Below are 14,965 nucleotides of genomic sequence, written 5' to 3' on the forward strand. Positions count from 1 at the left end.
CGTTGGACGGGATCAGGCTCGACCGGCGGGACGGGGTGCTCACCATCGCCCTGTCCCGCCCGGAGCGGCTGAACGCCGTCGACGGCGCGCTGACCGAGCGGATGCTGGACGTCCTCCACGAGCTGCCGCGCGACCCGGAGACGCGGGTCGTCGTGCTCACCGGGGACGGACGCGGCTTCTGCTCGGGCATGGACATCCAGGGCGGCGACCCGGGCAGCGAGACCAGGGAGGGCCGCGCCCAGCGGCTCTACCGCGGCATCGCCCGCGGCGGCGAGGTCACCGCGCGGCTGCGGGAGATCCCGCAGCCGGTGATCGCGGCGCTGCACGGCCCGGTCGCGGGCATGGGCGTGTCCTGGGCGCTGGCCTGCGACCTGCGGGTCGCGGACCCGACCACCCGGTTCGTCGTCCCGTTCGTGAACCTCGGCCTCTCGGCGGGGGACTGCGGGCTGTCGTGGCTGCTGCCGCGCCTGGTCGGCCCGGCGAAGGCCGCGGAGATCGCCTACCGGGCGCAGCGCCTGGACGCGGCCCGCGCCGAGGCCCTCGGGCTCGTCACCGAGATCTGCGCGGAGGGCGAGGACCTCGCCGCCGCGCACGCCCTCGCCGACGAGCTGCTGGCCAAATCCCCGTACGGGCTGAGCCGCACCAAGGAACTGCTGAACATGTCCCTGGACGTGCCGGGGTTGCGCCAGCAGATCGCCGCGGAGACCGGCGTCCAGGCCCTGGCGTTCTTCACCGAGGACCTCGCCGAGGGCATGACCGCCACCCTGCAGAAACGCCCACCCGAGTTCAAGAACCGCTAGCCCGTTCCCCACCTCCGGCCGGGCCCGAAAGGGTCCGGCCGGACGCGCATGAACGGCGGCCGCAACGGGGATTCCAGGGGACCGCCCCCCTGGGCTACTCAGCCAGGGCCAGTGAAAGGGCCTCGACGTAGCGGAGGGCCGCGAGGCGGGCCAGGGCCGGGTGGGCGCCGAGGGGGGCCGCGTAGGCGGCGCCGACGGCGGCGGCCGCGGCGGGCACCAGGCGGGCCTCCGGCTCGGGACCGATGAGGTGCGGCGCGACCGCGACGGACGCGGCGCCGGCGGCGCGCAGCTGCTCGCCGGCGGCGCGGACGCCCGCCTCGTCGGCGAGCGAGGCGGTGAAGACGGGCGCGGCGAGCCGGGAGGCCAGCAGCACGCTGGTGACCTCGGCCTGCCGGACGGCGGTGGCGTCGCCGGGGGTGGCGACGATGACGCCGGTCGCGGCGGTCACCATCGTCATCATCCGGATCCGGTCGGCGCGGGCGAGGCCGGCGTCGGCGAGCCGGTCGTGCAGCGCCTCGGCGATGAGCGGGTGGGGGCCGAGCGGCTCGGCGGCGACGGCGTGCACCGGCGCGGCGGCGACGGCGGCGCGGACGGCGGCGTCCAGCGCCGGGTCGGGCCCGGTGGACAGCGGCACCACCACGGCCGCGAGCTCGTCCTGCTGCGGGCGCAGCCCGGCGAGGACGGCGCGCAGGTTCCCCTCGTCGCCGTCCAGGTGCCCGACCTGGGCGGGCTGGCCGGTGTGCTCGATCTCCACGAGCCTGGCGAGCTCGGCGGCGAGCTCGCCGCCGCCCTGCCGGGCGGGGCCGGGCACGGCCAGGACGAGCGCGGGGGATCCGGGGGGGAGCAGGAAGGATTCGTCGCCGCGATGTCGGCCGCCGCGGGGGGCGCGGCGGCGTCGCGACGGAAGTGCCTCGGATGCCTGGCTTTCGGGACTCACGGCGGGAATGGTAACGCTCCCGGGCGCGGGAGTCGGCCTCGCGCTCCGGCCGGTCGATCCGGGCGCGCCGTGGCTGCCTGTACTGATCGTCGGTCTCCCTCCCGTGCCGGGCCGCGATCGGCGGGCGAAACAGCAGAGTATGGCCCATCGGCGCCCGGCAACAGAGGGAAATGACGCAGATGTTCCGATTTGTCGCTAACTGATGCGAGTTCGGAATACGGACGAAAGGTGGCCAAGGGGTTGCGGAGGCGTCGCGTCGCGCCTCTATGATCGGGCCACCCTACGTGCCGGAACGTCCGAGGTCCCATGAGAACCGCACGCACGCGCCCGATCCGGTCCAAGGTCGCCGCGCTCCTTCTCGTTCCGCTCGTCTCGCTGGTCGCGATCTGGGTGTACGCCGCCGACATCACCGGCCGCGCCGCCCTCGCCCAGCGCAAGTACCACACGCTGAACGAGCAGTTCGCCGCGTCCGGCCAGGGCCTGCTGGTGGAGCTGGGCAAGGAGCGGCAGGCGTCGGTGGTGTTCCTCAGCGGGCCGCGCAGGGCCGCGTCCACGCCCGCGAGCCTGACCGGGCAGCGCGCCCGCCTCGACAAGGCCGTGGCCGCCTTCCGCCGCAGCTCCACCTCCGACGCCGCGCGCGGCGCCACCACGGCCGAGATGCGCTCGCGGGTCTCGGACGTGCTGAGGGCGCTCGGCGGGCTCGGCGAGCTGCGCGCCGCCGTCGACGCGCGCCGGATCGACCGGCTGACCGCCGTCAACGACTACAGCAGCATGGTCGACGTGATGCACCGGCTGTACGACAGCCTGATCGTCATCGACGACTCCTCGCTCTACAACTGGACGCTGTCCGACCGCGCCGCCGGGCGCGCGATGGAACTGCTGCAGCGGGAGAACGCGCTGGTCGCCGGCGCGCTCGTCACGCACGGCCGGATGACCGCCGCCGAGCACCGGATGTTCCTGGAGATGCTCGGCGAGCAGCGCTGGCAGTGGCAGCGGCAGCGCTCGCTGGCCGACCCGAAGACCTACGCGCGGCTCACCGCGCCGGTGTTCGCCTCCACCCAGTACCACGCCTACAAGGACATCGAGGACCAGATCGCCGCGCACGACCGCGGGCCGCTGCCGATCAGCGCGTGGCAGTGGCAGGAGACCGCGCAGCCGCTGGTGCTGTCGGTCAACAAGATGATCATGGACAACACCAACGGGGCCGCGGAACGCGCCGACGGGCTCGGCCGCGACGCCTACCTCCGGCTCGGCGTCGTCGGCGGCGCCGGCCTGCTGGTCATCGCCCTGTCGGTGCTGCTGGTGCTGCGGTTCGGCCGCGGCGTCGTCCGCGAGCTGGTCGGGCTGCGCGGCTCGGCGGAGGAGCTGGCGGACGAGCGGCTGCCGCGCCTGGTCGAGCGGCTGCGCCGCAACGAGCCGGTGGACGTCGAGGCGGAGGCGCCCGCGCTGCCGCGCGGCCGCACCACCGAGGTCGCCCGGCTCGCCGAGTCGTTTGCCAAGGTCCAGCGCACCGCCGTGGACGCCGCCGTCGGGCAGGCCGAGCTGCGCGCCGGCGTCAGCCGGATCTTCCTCAACATCGCCCGCCGCAACCAGTCGCTGCTGCACCGCCAGCTGACGATGCTGGACGGGCTGGAGAGCCGCGCCGAGGCCGACGACCTGGAGGCGCTGTTCCGCATCGACCACCTCACCACCCGCATGCGGCGGCACGCCGAGAGCCTCATCATCCTGTCCGGCGCCACCCCCGGGCGCGGCTGGCGGCGGCCGGTGCACATCACCGACGTGCTGCGCGCCGCCGTCGCCGAGATCGAGGACTACCCCCGGGTCGCGGTGCTGACCGAGTCCGAGGACGGGCTGGTCGGCTCCGCCGTCACCGACGTCGTGCACCTGCTGGCCGAGCTGCTGGAGAACGCGGCGTCGTTCTCCCCGCCCAACACCGAGGTGCGGGTGATGGCCGAGCGGGTCGGCACCGGGTTCGTCGTGGAGGTCGAGGACCGCGGCCTCGGCGTGAAGCCGGAGGCGCTCGCCGAGATCAACCGGCGGCTCGCCGAGCCGCCGGAGTTCGACCTGGTCGACACCGACCAGCTCGGGCTGTTCGTGGTCGCCCGGCTCGCGGCGCGGCACGGCATCGACGTCACGCTGCACCGCTCCCCGTACGGGGGCGTGACCGCGATCGTGCTGATGCCGCACGACCTGGTGGTGCCGGCCGACCGGATGGGCGACGACCTGCCCCTCGACGGCGAGTCCGGCGCGCCGGCCGTCGAGGCGGGCGCGGACGCCGGAGAGCCGGCCGCCCCCGACCCGGAGGCGCCCGACGCGGAACCGGCGGACGAGCCGGCCGGCGCGGAGCCCGCCGGCGCTGGGCCGACGTTCATGGGCACCCCGTACGCCGACACGCCCTTCGGCGGGACGCCGCGTCCGGAGGTCGTCACGCGCGCCGAGGTCGTCCCGGACATCGGGGTGTTCGCCCGCCGCGACCCCGGACGCGCCGGACCGGCGCGTCCGAGCGGGGCGTGGTCCGAGCCGGTGCCGCTGCGAGAGGCGCCGCCCGTCCTGCCGCAGCTCGCCGGCCCGGTGAACCCGTGGGGCAGCCCCGAGGACACCGACCCGGGCGGGCCGCCCGGCGGTCGGCGCGGCGCGTCCGCGAACCCCTGGTCCGACGACGCCGCGGACGGCGTTCCAGCGCATAGGGAAGACGAGCCGTCCGCCGCCGACGGCTGGGAGCCCGCGCCCGTGTACGCGTCCGGCGTCCGCACGCCGAACGCACCGGTCGGCACCCCGCCGGACGACGCCCGCCCGGACGAGACGCTGAGGGACGGAGCGCCGCCGCACGAGGCGCCGCCGACCGGCGCGGAACGGCACGGTGCGCGTCCAGCCGATGACTCGGCGGTGAACGGCGACCCCGGGAGCGGTACCGTCGTCGGCGGCGAGCGCCCTCGCGGCGCGGAGCACGGGCATCCCGCCGGGACCCACGCGGGGCTGCCCCGCCGGGTCCGGCAGGAGAACCTGGCGCCGCAGCTGCGCAAGGAACCGCCGCCGCCTCCCTCCGTGGGCGGCGGCGCGGCCGGCGGGGTCGCGAGATCCCCCGAGGAGGCGCGCTCGCTGATGGCCTCGGTACAGCAGGGATGGCGGCGCGGACGCGCGTCCGATGGGGAGGATGAGGGGACCCGATGATGCACAACACGGTCACCGGCGAGCTCAACTGGCTGCTCAACGACTTCGCCGAGCGCGTCACGAGCGTGCGGCAGGCGGTGATCCTGTCCCGCGACGGGCTGGCGGTCGCCGCGTCCAGCGAGCTCGGCCGCGAGGACGCCGAGCACCTGTCCGCGCTGGCGTCCGGCGTGCAGAGCCTGGCCCGCGGCGCCGGCCGGCACTTCGCGGGCGGCAGCGTCCGCCAGACCATCATCGAGATGGACGCGCTGCTGCTGTTCGTCACCGCGGCCGGCGACGGCACCTGCCTGGCGGTGATCGCCGAGGCGGAGGCCGACGCGGGCCTGGTCGCCTACGAGATGGCGGTGCTGGTCAAGCGGGTCGGGCAGCATCTGCAGGCCGCCCCGCGCTCCGAGCCGGCCGGCGGTTTCGGCGCCGGTTTCGGCGGCGGGTTCGGGGCCGGGGGAGGCGTCCCGCAGGGACGGTGACCCCGGGCGGAGCCCGTCCGGGGAGAAGTGGGGGGACCGTGGCCCCTCGGGGAGGTGCTGACCGATGAACCCGTCGGCGGAGCGGTGGCTGGACCGGGAGGCCGGCCCGCTCGTCCGCCCCTACGCGCGGACGCGGGGCCGGACCCGTCCCGCGGGTCCGGGCTTCGACCTGATCGCGGTGGTCGCGGCCACCGGCGCGCAGCCGGGCGACCGGCTGCGCTACAGCCCCGACCACGCGCGGATCCTGCGCGGCTGCGCCCGCCCCGTCGCGGTCGTCGACCTGGCCTCGGAGTTCGGGCTGCCGCTCGGGGTCGTCCGGGTGCTGCTCGGCGACCTGCGCGACGAGGGGCTCATCGCGGTGGTGGACTCCGCCGCGCCCGCGGGCGGACGCCCGGGGCGGGGCGTGCTGAGGGAGGTGCTCAATGGCCTACGCGCCCTCTGACCCCGGCACCGGCCCGGGGACCGGCTCCGGTGCCGGCTCCGGTCCCGGGCTCGCCGCCCGCCCGCTGGTCACCACCAAGATCCTCATCGCCGGCGGGTTCGGCGCGGGCAAGACCACGATGGTCGGCTCGATCAGCGAGATCCGGCCGCTGCGCACCGAGGAGCCGCTGACCGACCGCGGCGTCGGCGTCGACGACGTCACGGGCGTGCGGGCCAAGACCACCACGACCGTCGCCATGGACTTCGGCCGCATCACGCTGTCGGACCAGCTGCTGCTCTACCTGTTCGGCACGCCCGGCCAGGACCGCTTCTGGTTCATGTGGGACGAGCTGGCCGCCGGCGCGATCGGCGCGGTCGTGCTGGCCGACACCCGGCGGCTGACCGGCTGCTTCCCCGCCATCGACTACTTCGAGCGGCGCCGCCTTCCGTTCGTGGTGGCCGTCAACTGCTTCGACGGCGCGCGCCGCCACGACCCCCGGGACGTGGCGATCGCGCTGGACCTCGATCCGGGCGTCCCGGTGCTGCTGTGCGACGCGCGCCGCCGCGCGTCGTCCAAGCAGGTGCTCATCGCGCTGATGGAGCACGTGCTGAGCTGGCCGGACGCCGGAGGCCGCGCGGATGACGCTCGGTCACCTGATCGTCGCGGACCCGCGACGTAGTAGAGTCCCGCAGACCCCCGTACATCCCGCATCGGGAGGTTCCCCCCGCATGACTCACCCCCCATCGCCGAAAGCCACCGATGTGAGCATGGTCCCCGAGCCGTGATGGCCGCCCGCTTCTCCTCGATCCGGGCGAGGATCACCCTCCTGGTCCTCGTGCCGCTGCTCGCGCTGGCCGCGCTGTGGATGTTCCTCACCGGCATCACCTACGGGGACGCCCACCAGCTCCTGCAGAGCCGCAAGTTCCAGCAGGAGGCGGTGCTGCCCACGCAGCGGCTGATGAACGCGCTGCAGAAGGAGCGCCGGCTGTCGATGGCCGACGCCGGCGCGGCCCGCGCGGTGGACCCGGACGCGCTGCGCGCCCAGCGGCGGGCGACCGACGGCGCCGTGAAGGAGCTGCGGAAGGGCTTCGGGGACGGCGCGCTGCGCGACTCGATCCTGCCGGGCGTCGTCAGGCGGATGGACGACCTGCTGGCCCGGCTCGGCACGCTGGAGGCGACCCGGCACGGCGTGGACGACCGGGCCTCCGGCCGCGCGGACGTGCTGGCCGACTACAGCGCCATCATCGACGCGGGGTTCGCCATCTACAGCGCGACGACCCCGGCGAACGGGACCATCACCGCCGACGCGCGCACGCTCACCTCCGTCGGCCGCGGCCGGGAGTTCCTGTCCCGCGAGGACGCGCTGCTGACCGGCGCGCTCGCCGCCGGGCACCTGAGCGCCGCCGAGCGCGGCGAGTTCGCGCAGCTGGTCGGCGCGCAGCGGATGTCGTACGCCGACAACGTCCCGAACCTGCCCGCCGCCGACCGCACCCGCTACGAGCGCCTCACCGCCACCCCGCAGTTCGCGCAGCTGCGCAGGCTGGAGGACCAGGTGATCCGGGGCACCGAGCCGGCCCGGACCCCGACCAAGAAGCAGGTGCCCGCGGGACGGACCGCCACCGGCGCGGCGGCGGGGAACCGGAACGCCACCGCCGGACGGTCGGTGCGCGCCGCGCGGGTGCAGCCCGTCGAGCCGTCCCAGTGGCGGGCGGCCGCCGACGCCGCCGACGACCGCCTCTACGACTTCGAGAACCGCGCCCTCGACGACATCACCGGCAAGTCGCAGCACATCGCGGTCGGCGTGTTCGTCCGGCTCGGCGTCGCCGGCGGCCTCGGTCTGGTCGCGTTCGTGCTGTCCGCGCTGATCGCGGTCCGGGTGTCGCGGCGGCTGCTGCGCGAGTGCCGCACGCTGGCCGGCGCGGTCGTGGAGTTCACCCAGAAGCGGCTCCCGCTGCTGGCCGAGCAGGTCCGCGCCGGGCGGCCCGCCGAACCCGAGCCCGAGCCCGGCGTCGACTTCCGGATCCGCGAGATCCGGCAGATCGCCGACTCCTTCGGCCGGGCCCGCGAGGCGGTGCTGCTGGCCGCGGCCGGCGAGGTCGCCGCGCGGCGCGGGATCAGCGAGGTGTTCGTCAACCTCGCCCGCCGCAACCAGGCGCTGCTGCACCGCCAGCTCAGCCTGCTCGACACCATGGAGCGCCGCACCGAGGACCCGTCGGAGCTGTCGGACCTGTTCCGCCTCGACCACCTCGCCACCCGCATGCGCCGGCACGCCGAGGGCCTGGTCATCCTGGCCGGCAAGACGGCGGGCCGCGGCTGGCGGCGGCCCGTCCCGCTGGTGGACGTGGTGCGCGGCGCGGTCGCCGAGGTCGAGGACTACCCGCGGGTGCGGGTGCAGCCGCTGCCGCGGATCGCGCTGCTCGGCTCCGCCGTCGCCGACGTCATCCACCTGCTGGCCGAGGTGGTGGAGAACGCCACCACGTTCTCGCCGCCGCAGTCGCCGGTGCGGGTCAGCGGGCACCCGGTCGCCAACGGCTTCGCGATCGAGGTGGAGGACCGCGGCCTCGGCATGACCGAGGAGGCGCTGCGCGCCGCGAACGCGCGGCTGGAGGACCCGCCGGAGTTCGACCCGTCCGACAGCGCGCAGCTCGGCCTGTTCGTCGTGGCGCGGCTCGCCGAGCGGCACGACATCAAGGTGACGCTGCGGCAGTCGCCGTACGGCGGCACCACCGCGATCACGCTGATCCCCGGCTCCCTCATCGTCGACACCGCGGAGCCGGAGCCGGTCTCGCGCCGCAACACCGGCCCGATGCGGCTGCCCGCCACGACGACCGCAGGCGCGCTGCCGGCGGCCGCCGCGCCGGCGGTGGAGCAGGGCGGCGTCGTCCGGCTGGTCGCCGAGGCCGAGCCCGTCCGGGGCGACTCCGCGCGTCCCACGCCCGCCGGACGCGAGCCAGTACGCGCCGAGCCGGTGCGCGCCGAGCCCGTGCAGGCCGAGCCCGTGCAGGTCGAGGCGCCGGGGCTGACGCCGCTTCCGGAGCGCCGCCGCGCGCAGCGCGACCGTCCGCAGGCGGCGCCGGAGCCCGCACGGGACACGGCGCCCGACGCTGCGCCGGAGCCCGCGCCCGCCGGGGCTGAGGAGCCCGAGGCGCCGCTGAGGGACGGCGAGCTTCCCAAGCGCCGCCGGCAGACGCACCTCGCGCCGCAACTGAAGGACCGGGTGGACGCCCATCTGGCCGCGCGGGGGCAGGCGCCCCCGCCCGCCGCGACTCCGTCCGCACCACAGCAGCCCGCGTCCCAGCAGCCCGCACCTCAGCAGCCCGCGTCCCAGCAGCCCGCACCTCAGCAGCCCGCGGCCCGGCCGCAGGCACCGGGGCCCGCGCCGGAGCCGTCCATGCCGATGGCGGCCCCTGTCCCCGCCGACGCGGCACCGCCCGGACCGCGCGGCGCGCCCGGCGGCGGGACCGCTCCACCGGACGTCCCGGACGCGGCCCGCTCACCCGAGACCATGCGATCGATGATGTCCGCCATGCAGCGCGGCTGGCAGCGCGGCAGGCGGGACGCGGCCGACGCCGAGGCGGAGGCCGCACCCAACCGAGGCGACCAGGAGGACGACGCCCCATGACAGATGCCCAGCACTCCGGCGCGGATGCCGCGGGCGGTGCCGGCGGCGAGCTGAACTGGCTGCTGGACAGCCTCGTCCAGCGGGTCGCCCAGGTGCAGAACGCGGTGGTCCTGTCGAGCGACGGCCTGCGCATGGCGGCCTCCCGGGGGCTCGGCCAGGAGGCGTCCGACCATCTCGCGGCGGTCGCCGCCAGCTTCCAGAGCCTGGCCCGCGGCGCGGGCGAGTCGTTCGGCGGCGGCCCGGTCCGGCAGACCATCGTGGAGATGGAGTCGGCGTTCCTGTTCGTCACCGCGGCCGGGCGCGGCGCCTGCCTGGCGGTGCTCGCCGACGCCGACGCCGACCTCGGCATGATCGCCTACGAGATGGCGATGCTCGTCACCCGGGTGGGCCAGCACCTGTCGGCCAACCCGCGGGTGACCGCCGCCGAGGGCGGCGTGTGAGGTGGACGCGACCGAGGGTTCCGTGCCTTCCGAGGGGAGGGCCGCGGGCGGCACGGGCTGGTTCGACGACGCCGCCGGGCCGGTCGTGCGGCCCTACGCGCTCACCGGCGGCCGCACCCACTACGAGGGCGTCGAGTTCGACCTCGTCGCGCTGATCGAGGCCGCCGACCCGCCGCGGGACGCGGACGCGCACCCCGCCCTGCCGCCCGCCCCGTGGTCGCCGGAGCCGGAACATGACATGATCCTGGAGCTTTGCCGCACCCCGTTGTCGGTTGTCGAGATAGCGTCGGATCTGGAACTTCCCCTCGGGGTCGTCCGCGTCCTGCTCGGCGACCTGCTCGACCGTTCGCTGATACAGGTCCGGCGCCCCGCGCCGGTGGCGCAGTTCCCCAGCGAGCGCGTACTCAAGGAAGTGATCGATGGAATCCGTGCGCTCTGACGCGGCCGCCCAGGCGGGCGATTCCGCGCTGACCGTCAAGATCCTCGTGGCCGGTGGCTTCGGAGTCGGCAAGACCACCCTGGTGAGCGCGGTCAGCGAGATCCGCCCGCTGCGCACCGAGGAGGCGCTGACCGAGAAGAGCATCGGCATCGACGACACCACCGCGGTGTCGTCCAAGACCACCACGACCGTGGCGATGGACTTCGGGCGGATCACCCTGCCCAACGGCCTCGTGCTGTTCGTGTTCGGCACGCCCGGCCAGGACCGCTTCTGGTTCATGTGGGACGAGCTCGCCAAGGGCGCGCTCGGTGCGGTCGTGCTGGTCGACACCCGTCGGCTGGCCGACTGCTTCGCCTCGGTGGACTACTTCGAGCGGCGCGGCGTGCCGTTCATCATCGGCGTGAACCGGTTCGACGGCGCCGGTCGGCACACCCCCGACCAGGTCCGCGACGCCCTCGACCTGTCGCCCGACATCCCGGTCATCGACTGCGACGTCCGCGACCGCGAGGACGCCAAGCGCGTGCTCATCACGCTCGTCGAGCACATCATGCGCACGATGAGCGGGTCCCGGCAGGCCGTCACGTACTGAGATCCAGGCCCGACCCGGCCGCCGCGGCGGCCGGCGGACGAGCCCCGGCCCGGGGAGACCCGGCCGGGGCTCTTTCGTCCGCGACTTTGTCCTGTCACTGGAGAAAGTTTGATCGAACTGGCGAAAAGGTCTTCTCAAGGCGGCGAAAGCCGGTTACGGTCTCGGCATGAGACCGGGGTCACACGGCCCGGACCACCGCACCGGACCCGAGAGGACGGCGTGATGCGCATGCCGGCTCGCCCGCAGAACGTGCACCAGGCACGCCTGCTGCGGTTGCTGCGCGACGAGGGCCCGCGCTCGCGCGCCGAGCTGGGCGACGTCGTCCGGCTGTCGCGCTCGAAGCTGGCCGTCGAGCTGGACCGGCTGGTCGAGCTCGGGCTGGTGGAGGGCGCGGGGCTCGCGGCGTCGCGCGGCGGGCGGCGCTCCGGGATCGTCCGGCTCTCGCCGCGCCTGCGGTTCGTCGCCTTCGACATCGGCGCGACCTCCATCGACGTCGCGGTGACCGACGGGGCGCTGGAGGTGCTCGGCCACGTCAGCGAGCCGTGCGACGTCCGGCAGGGCGCGACGGCGGTGCTGGACCGGGCGCTGGACCTGCTCGGCAAGCTGCGCGACGAGGGCCTGATCCCGCAGGTGCACGGCACCGGGATCGGCGTCCCCGGGCCGGTGAGCTTCCGCGACGGCATGCCGGTCGTCCCGCCGATCATGCCGGGCTGGGACCGGTTCCCGGTGCGCGACGCGATCGGCCAGGAGCTCGGCTGCCCCGTCCGGGTGGACAACGACGTGAACCTGATGGCGCTCGGCGAGCTGCACGCGGGCCTCGCGCGCTCGGTGGACGACTTCCTGCTGGTGAAGATCGGCACCGGCATCGGCTGCGGCATCGTCGTGGACGGCGCGATCTACCGGGGCGTCTCCGGCAGCGCGGGCGACATCGGGCACATCCGGGTCGACGACGACGGGCCCGTCTGCGCGTGCGGCAACACCGGCTGCCTGGAGGCCTACTTCGGCGGCGCGGCGCTGGCCCGGGACGCGGAGGCGGCGGCGCGCTCGGGGGAGTCGCCGCAGCTCGCCGCGCTGCTGGAGGCGCACGGCGCGCTGTCGGGCGAGCACGTCGCGCAGGCCGCGGCGGCCGGCGACCCGGCGTCGGTGCGCATCATCCGGGAGGGCGGCCGGCACGTCGGGCAGGTCCTCGCCGGCCTGGTCAGCTTCTTCAACCCGGGCCTGGTGATCATCGCCGGCGGCGTCGCCGGGCTCGGCCACACCCTGCTCGCCGAGATCCGCGGCGTCGTCTACCGCAGGTCGGCGCCGCTGGCGACCGGCAACCTGCCGATCGTGCTGTCCGAGCTGGCCGGCGCCGCCGGGGTGGTGGGCGGCGCCCGGCTCATCAGCGACCACGTGTTCTCCCCGCCGCCCGCCTGACCCCGCGTCCCCGAATCCCCGCCCCCGACCCGCGTCCCTCCTCACCCGTGGAGGCCCGATGGGCCCGTCCGAACCCGAACCGCTGCTGCGCATGCGCGGCATCGTCAAGCAGTTCCCCGGCGTCCGCGCACTGGACGGCGTCGACCTCGACGTGCGTCCCGGCGAGGTGCACTGCCTGCTCGGCCAGAACGGCGCCGGGAAGTCCACCCTGATCAAGGTGCTCGCCGGCGCGCACCAGCCCGACGAGGGCGAGATCGTCTTCGCCGGCGCCCCGGTGCGCCTGGCCGGGCCGACCGCCGCGATGCGGGCCGGCATCGCCACCATCTACCAGGAGCTCGACCTGGTGGACGGGCTGTCGGTCGCCGACAACGTCTTCCTCGGCCACGAGCGGGCGACGCTCGGGTTCACCCGGCGCGGCGACGCCGAGCGGGCCGCGCGGGACCTGCTCGCCCGGCTCGGGCACGGCGAGATCCCGCCGCGCCGGGAGGCGGGCCGGCTGCCCGCCGCGGGCAAGCAGGTCGTCAGCATGGCCCGCGCGCTGTCGCACGACGCCCGGCTCATCGTCATGGACGAGCCGTCGGCCGCGCTCGCGCACGACGAGGTGACGAACCTGTTCCGCATCATCCGGGAGCTGACCGCCGCCGGCGTCGCGGTCGTCTACATCTCGCACCGGCTGGAGGAGATCCGCGAGATCGGCGACCGGGTGACCGTGCTGAAGGACGGCCGCTCCGTCGCGAACGGCCTGCCCGCCAAGACGACGAAGACCGACCACATCGTGTCGCTGATGACCGGCCGCGACATCGAGTACGTCTTCCCGGACCGGCCCGCGCCGGCCGAGGGCGGATCCGAGGTGCTGCGGGTCGAGGGGCTCGCGCTGCCCGGCGCGTTCGAGGACGTGTCGTTCTCCGTCCGCGCGGGGGAGATCGTCGGGCTGGCCGGGCTCGTCGGGTCGGGCCGCTCGGAGATCCTGGAGGCGGTCTACGGAGCGCGGCGCCCGGCGCGCGGCCGGGTGCTGGTGGACGGCCGCCCGGTCCGTCCCGGCGACACCGGCGCGGCGGTGCGGCGCGGGATGGGCATGGCGCCGGAGGAGCGCAAGAGCCAGGCGCTGCTGCTGAACGACACCGTCGCCGGGAACGTGACGGTCGCGGGCCTGCGCCGGTACGCGCGGTTCGGCTGGCTGAACCGGCGCCGCGAGCTGGCGGACGTCCGCGAGCAGATCGAGGCGCTGGACATCCGGCCGCCCGACCCGCGGCGCCCGGTCGTGACGCTGTCGGGCGGCAACCAGCAGAAGGTCGTGCTGGCCCGCTGGCTGGCCGGGACCCGCGACCTGCGGCTGCTGATCCTGGACGAGCCGACCCGCGGCGTGGACGTCGGCGCCCGCGCCGAGCTGTACGCGGTGATCCGCGCGCTGGCCGCGCGCGGGATCGGGGTGCTGCTGGTCTCCAGCGAGGTGCCCGAGGTGCTCGGCCTCGCCGACCGGGTGCTGGTCGTCCGCGAGGGCCGGGTGGTGCACAGCGGCGACGCGGCGGCGCTCGACGAAGCCACCGTCCTCAACATGATCATGGAAGGGAGCGCGCTGTGACCGAGACGGACGCGGGCGTGCGCGGCACCCCGGCACGCGGGGCGTGGGCGAAGGCGCCGTGGGCCAAGGGCCCGCTGCGGCCCTCCGGCCGGGACGGTGCGGGGCGCGGGGGCGGGGAGTTCCGGCATCTCGGGCTGGTCGCCGCGCTGGCGCTGCTGGCGGTGGTCGGCGTCGTCACCGAGCCGGACAACTTCCCGACCTCCGGCAACCTGGTCGGCATCCTGGCGCTGGCCGCCACCATCGGGGTGATCACGGTCGGCCAGACCTTCGTGATCATCGGCGGCGGGATCGACCTGTCGGTCGGCTCGGTGATGGCGCTGGCGTCGGTGTGGGCGACGACCGTGGCGACCCAGTCCTACGGCCCGGCGGTGATGGCGCTGTGCGCGATCCTCGTCGGGACGGGCGCGGGCGTCGTCAGCGGGCTGCTGATCTCCTACGGCCGGATGGTCCCGTTCATCGCGACGCTGGCGATGCTGGTGTCGGCGCGCGGGCTCGCGCAGCGGATGTCGGACCGCAAGACCCAGCTCGTCCGGCCGGAGAACGACGCGATCGAGTCGCTGTCCACCACGAAGGTGCTCGGGCTGCCGCTGGTGGTGTACATCTTCGCGGCGGTGGCGGTCGCGGGCTGGGTGCTGCTGAACCGCACGACGTTCGGCCGCCGCACGTTCGCGGTCGGCGGCAACCCGGAGGCGGCGCGGCTGGCCGGCATCGACGTGCGGCGGCACACGCTGCTGCTGTACGCGCTGTCGGGGTTCTGCTGCGGCGTCGCCGCGATCATCATCATGGCCCGCACCACCACCGGCTCCAGCACCCACGGCGACCTGTACGAGCTGGACGCGATCGCCGCCGTGATCATCGGCGGGACGCTGCTGACCGGCGGGCGCGGCACCGTCGCCGGGTCGATTCTCGGCGTGCTGGTGTTCACCGTCATCACCAACCTGTTCATCCTGAACGGCCTGCAGACCAGCGACCAGCTCATCGCCAAGGGCGTGATCATCGGGATCGCGGTGCTGCTGCAGCGCCGCGGCCTGCGCACGCCCACCTGAACCCCGCTCCCACCCGAGCCCGCACGTCCACCGGACCC

The 14,965-nt window shown here is 75.3% G+C and carries 13 protein-coding genes; 12 read left to right on the forward strand and 1 reads right to left on the reverse strand.

What is annotated here, in order from left to right:
* The first annotated feature begins 2 nt into the window (after nt 1–2).
* Nucleotides 3–800, forward strand: a complete 798-nt coding sequence (locus QP089_RS33445) for an enoyl-CoA hydratase/isomerase family protein (RefSeq protein WP_285917113.1) — start codon at nt 3–5, stop codon at nt 798–800.
* Between the two features lie 94 nt (nt 801–894).
* Here QP089_RS33445 and QP089_RS33450 read toward each other — a convergent pair whose 3' ends face one another.
* Entirely contained in the window at nt 895–1,737 is an 843-nt protein-coding gene (locus tag QP089_RS33450) for a CbiX/SirB N-terminal domain-containing protein (RefSeq protein ID WP_285917115.1), read from the reverse strand.
* 306 nt (nt 1,738–2,043) lie between these two features.
* On the opposite strand from QP089_RS33450, the gene QP089_RS33455 reads away from it, so the two are divergent.
* The 11 genes from QP089_RS33455 (at nt 2,044) to QP089_RS33505 (ending at nt 14,927) form a co-directional block, all read left to right on the forward strand.
* A complete protein-coding gene (locus tag QP089_RS33455; protein ID WP_285917117.1) occupies nt 2,044–4,908 on the forward strand; it encodes a sensor histidine kinase in 2,865 nt (954 codons plus the stop codon).
* Nucleotides 4,905–5,372 carry a roadblock/LC7 domain-containing protein gene (locus tag QP089_RS33460; protein WP_285917118.1) on the forward strand — a complete coding sequence of 156 codons (468 nt, stop codon included), beginning with the start codon at nt 4,905–4,907 and terminating at the stop codon, nt 5,370–5,372. Before QP089_RS33455 ends, QP089_RS33460 begins: the two co-directional genes overlap by 4 nt.
* A 64-nt stretch (nt 5,373–5,436) precedes the next feature.
* On the forward strand, nt 5,437–5,814 hold the full coding sequence (locus QP089_RS33465) for a DUF742 domain-containing protein (protein ID WP_285917120.1): 378 nt from the start codon (nt 5,437–5,439) through the stop codon (nt 5,812–5,814).
* A complete protein-coding gene (locus tag QP089_RS33470; protein ID WP_285917121.1) occupies nt 5,795–6,472 on the forward strand; it encodes a GTP-binding protein in 678 nt (225 codons plus the stop codon). Before QP089_RS33465 ends, QP089_RS33470 begins: the two co-directional genes overlap by 20 nt.
* Nucleotides 6,473–6,577: 105 nt before the next feature.
* Nucleotides 6,578–9,415 (forward strand): sensor histidine kinase, encoded by a 2,838-nt coding sequence (locus QP089_RS33475; RefSeq protein WP_285917203.1) that lies wholly within the window; start codon nt 6,578–6,580, stop codon nt 9,413–9,415.
* The gene (locus QP089_RS33480; protein WP_285917123.1) at nt 9,412–9,855 is read left to right on the forward strand and encodes a roadblock/LC7 domain-containing protein; all 444 of its coding nucleotides are present in this window, start codon (nt 9,412–9,414) and stop codon (nt 9,853–9,855) included. The genes QP089_RS33475 and QP089_RS33480 overlap by 4 nt, the downstream gene beginning before the upstream one ends.
* A 22-nt stretch (nt 9,856–9,877) precedes the next feature.
* Entirely contained in the window at nt 9,878–10,294 is a 417-nt protein-coding gene (locus tag QP089_RS33485) for a DUF742 domain-containing protein (protein ID WP_285917124.1), read from the forward strand.
* Complete coding sequence (locus tag QP089_RS33490; protein WP_190852488.1) at nt 10,275–10,883, forward strand: GTP-binding protein; 609 nt, start codon at nt 10,275–10,277, stop codon at nt 10,881–10,883. Before QP089_RS33485 ends, QP089_RS33490 begins: the two co-directional genes overlap by 20 nt.
* 222 nt (nt 10,884–11,105) lie before the next feature.
* A complete protein-coding gene (locus QP089_RS33495; protein WP_285917128.1) occupies nt 11,106–12,299 on the forward strand; it encodes an ROK family transcriptional regulator in 1,194 nt (397 codons plus the stop codon).
* A 58-nt stretch (nt 12,300–12,357) separates the two neighbouring features.
* Nucleotides 12,358–13,881, forward strand: coding sequence for a sugar ABC transporter ATP-binding protein (locus QP089_RS33500; RefSeq protein WP_285917130.1), 1,524 nt, complete (start codon nt 12,358–12,360; stop codon nt 13,879–13,881).
* Nucleotides 13,878–14,927, forward strand: a complete 1,050-nt coding sequence (locus QP089_RS33505; RefSeq protein WP_285917132.1) for an ABC transporter permease — start codon at nt 13,878–13,880, stop codon at nt 14,925–14,927. The genes QP089_RS33500 and QP089_RS33505 overlap by 4 nt, the downstream gene beginning before the upstream one ends.
* Nucleotides 14,928–14,965 lie beyond the last annotated feature (38 nt).

This window comes from Actinomadura opuntiae (genome assembly GCF_030283205.1).
In the GTDB taxonomy this organism is placed as follows: Bacteria; Actinomycetota; Actinomycetes; order Streptosporangiales; family Streptosporangiaceae; genus Spirillospora.

Coding starts and splice junctions, on each gene's coding strand:
- QP089_RS33495 (WP_285917128.1), top strand. CDS start 11,106: ATGCGCATGCCGGCTCGCCCGCAGAACGTGCACCAGGCACGCCTGCTG.
- QP089_RS33480 (WP_285917123.1), top strand. CDS start 9,412: ATGACAGATGCCCAGCACTCCGGCGCGGATGCCGCGGGCGGTGCCGGC.
- QP089_RS33460 (WP_285917118.1), top strand. CDS start 4,905: ATGATGCACAACACGGTCACCGGCGAGCTCAACTGGCTGCTCAACGAC.
- QP089_RS33490 (WP_190852488.1), top strand. CDS start 10,275: ATGGAATCCGTGCGCTCTGACGCGGCCGCCCAGGCGGGCGATTCCGCG.
- QP089_RS33470 (WP_285917121.1), top strand. CDS start 5,795: ATGGCCTACGCGCCCTCTGACCCCGGCACCGGCCCGGGGACCGGCTCC.
- QP089_RS33500 (WP_285917130.1), top strand. CDS start 12,358: ATGGGCCCGTCCGAACCCGAACCGCTGCTGCGCATGCGCGGCATCGTC.
- QP089_RS33455 (WP_285917117.1), top strand. CDS start 2,044: ATGAGAACCGCACGCACGCGCCCGATCCGGTCCAAGGTCGCCGCGCTC.
- QP089_RS33475 (WP_285917203.1), top strand. CDS start 6,578: ATGGCCGCCCGCTTCTCCTCGATCCGGGCGAGGATCACCCTCCTGGTC.
- QP089_RS33465 (WP_285917120.1), top strand. CDS start 5,437: ATGAACCCGTCGGCGGAGCGGTGGCTGGACCGGGAGGCCGGCCCGCTC.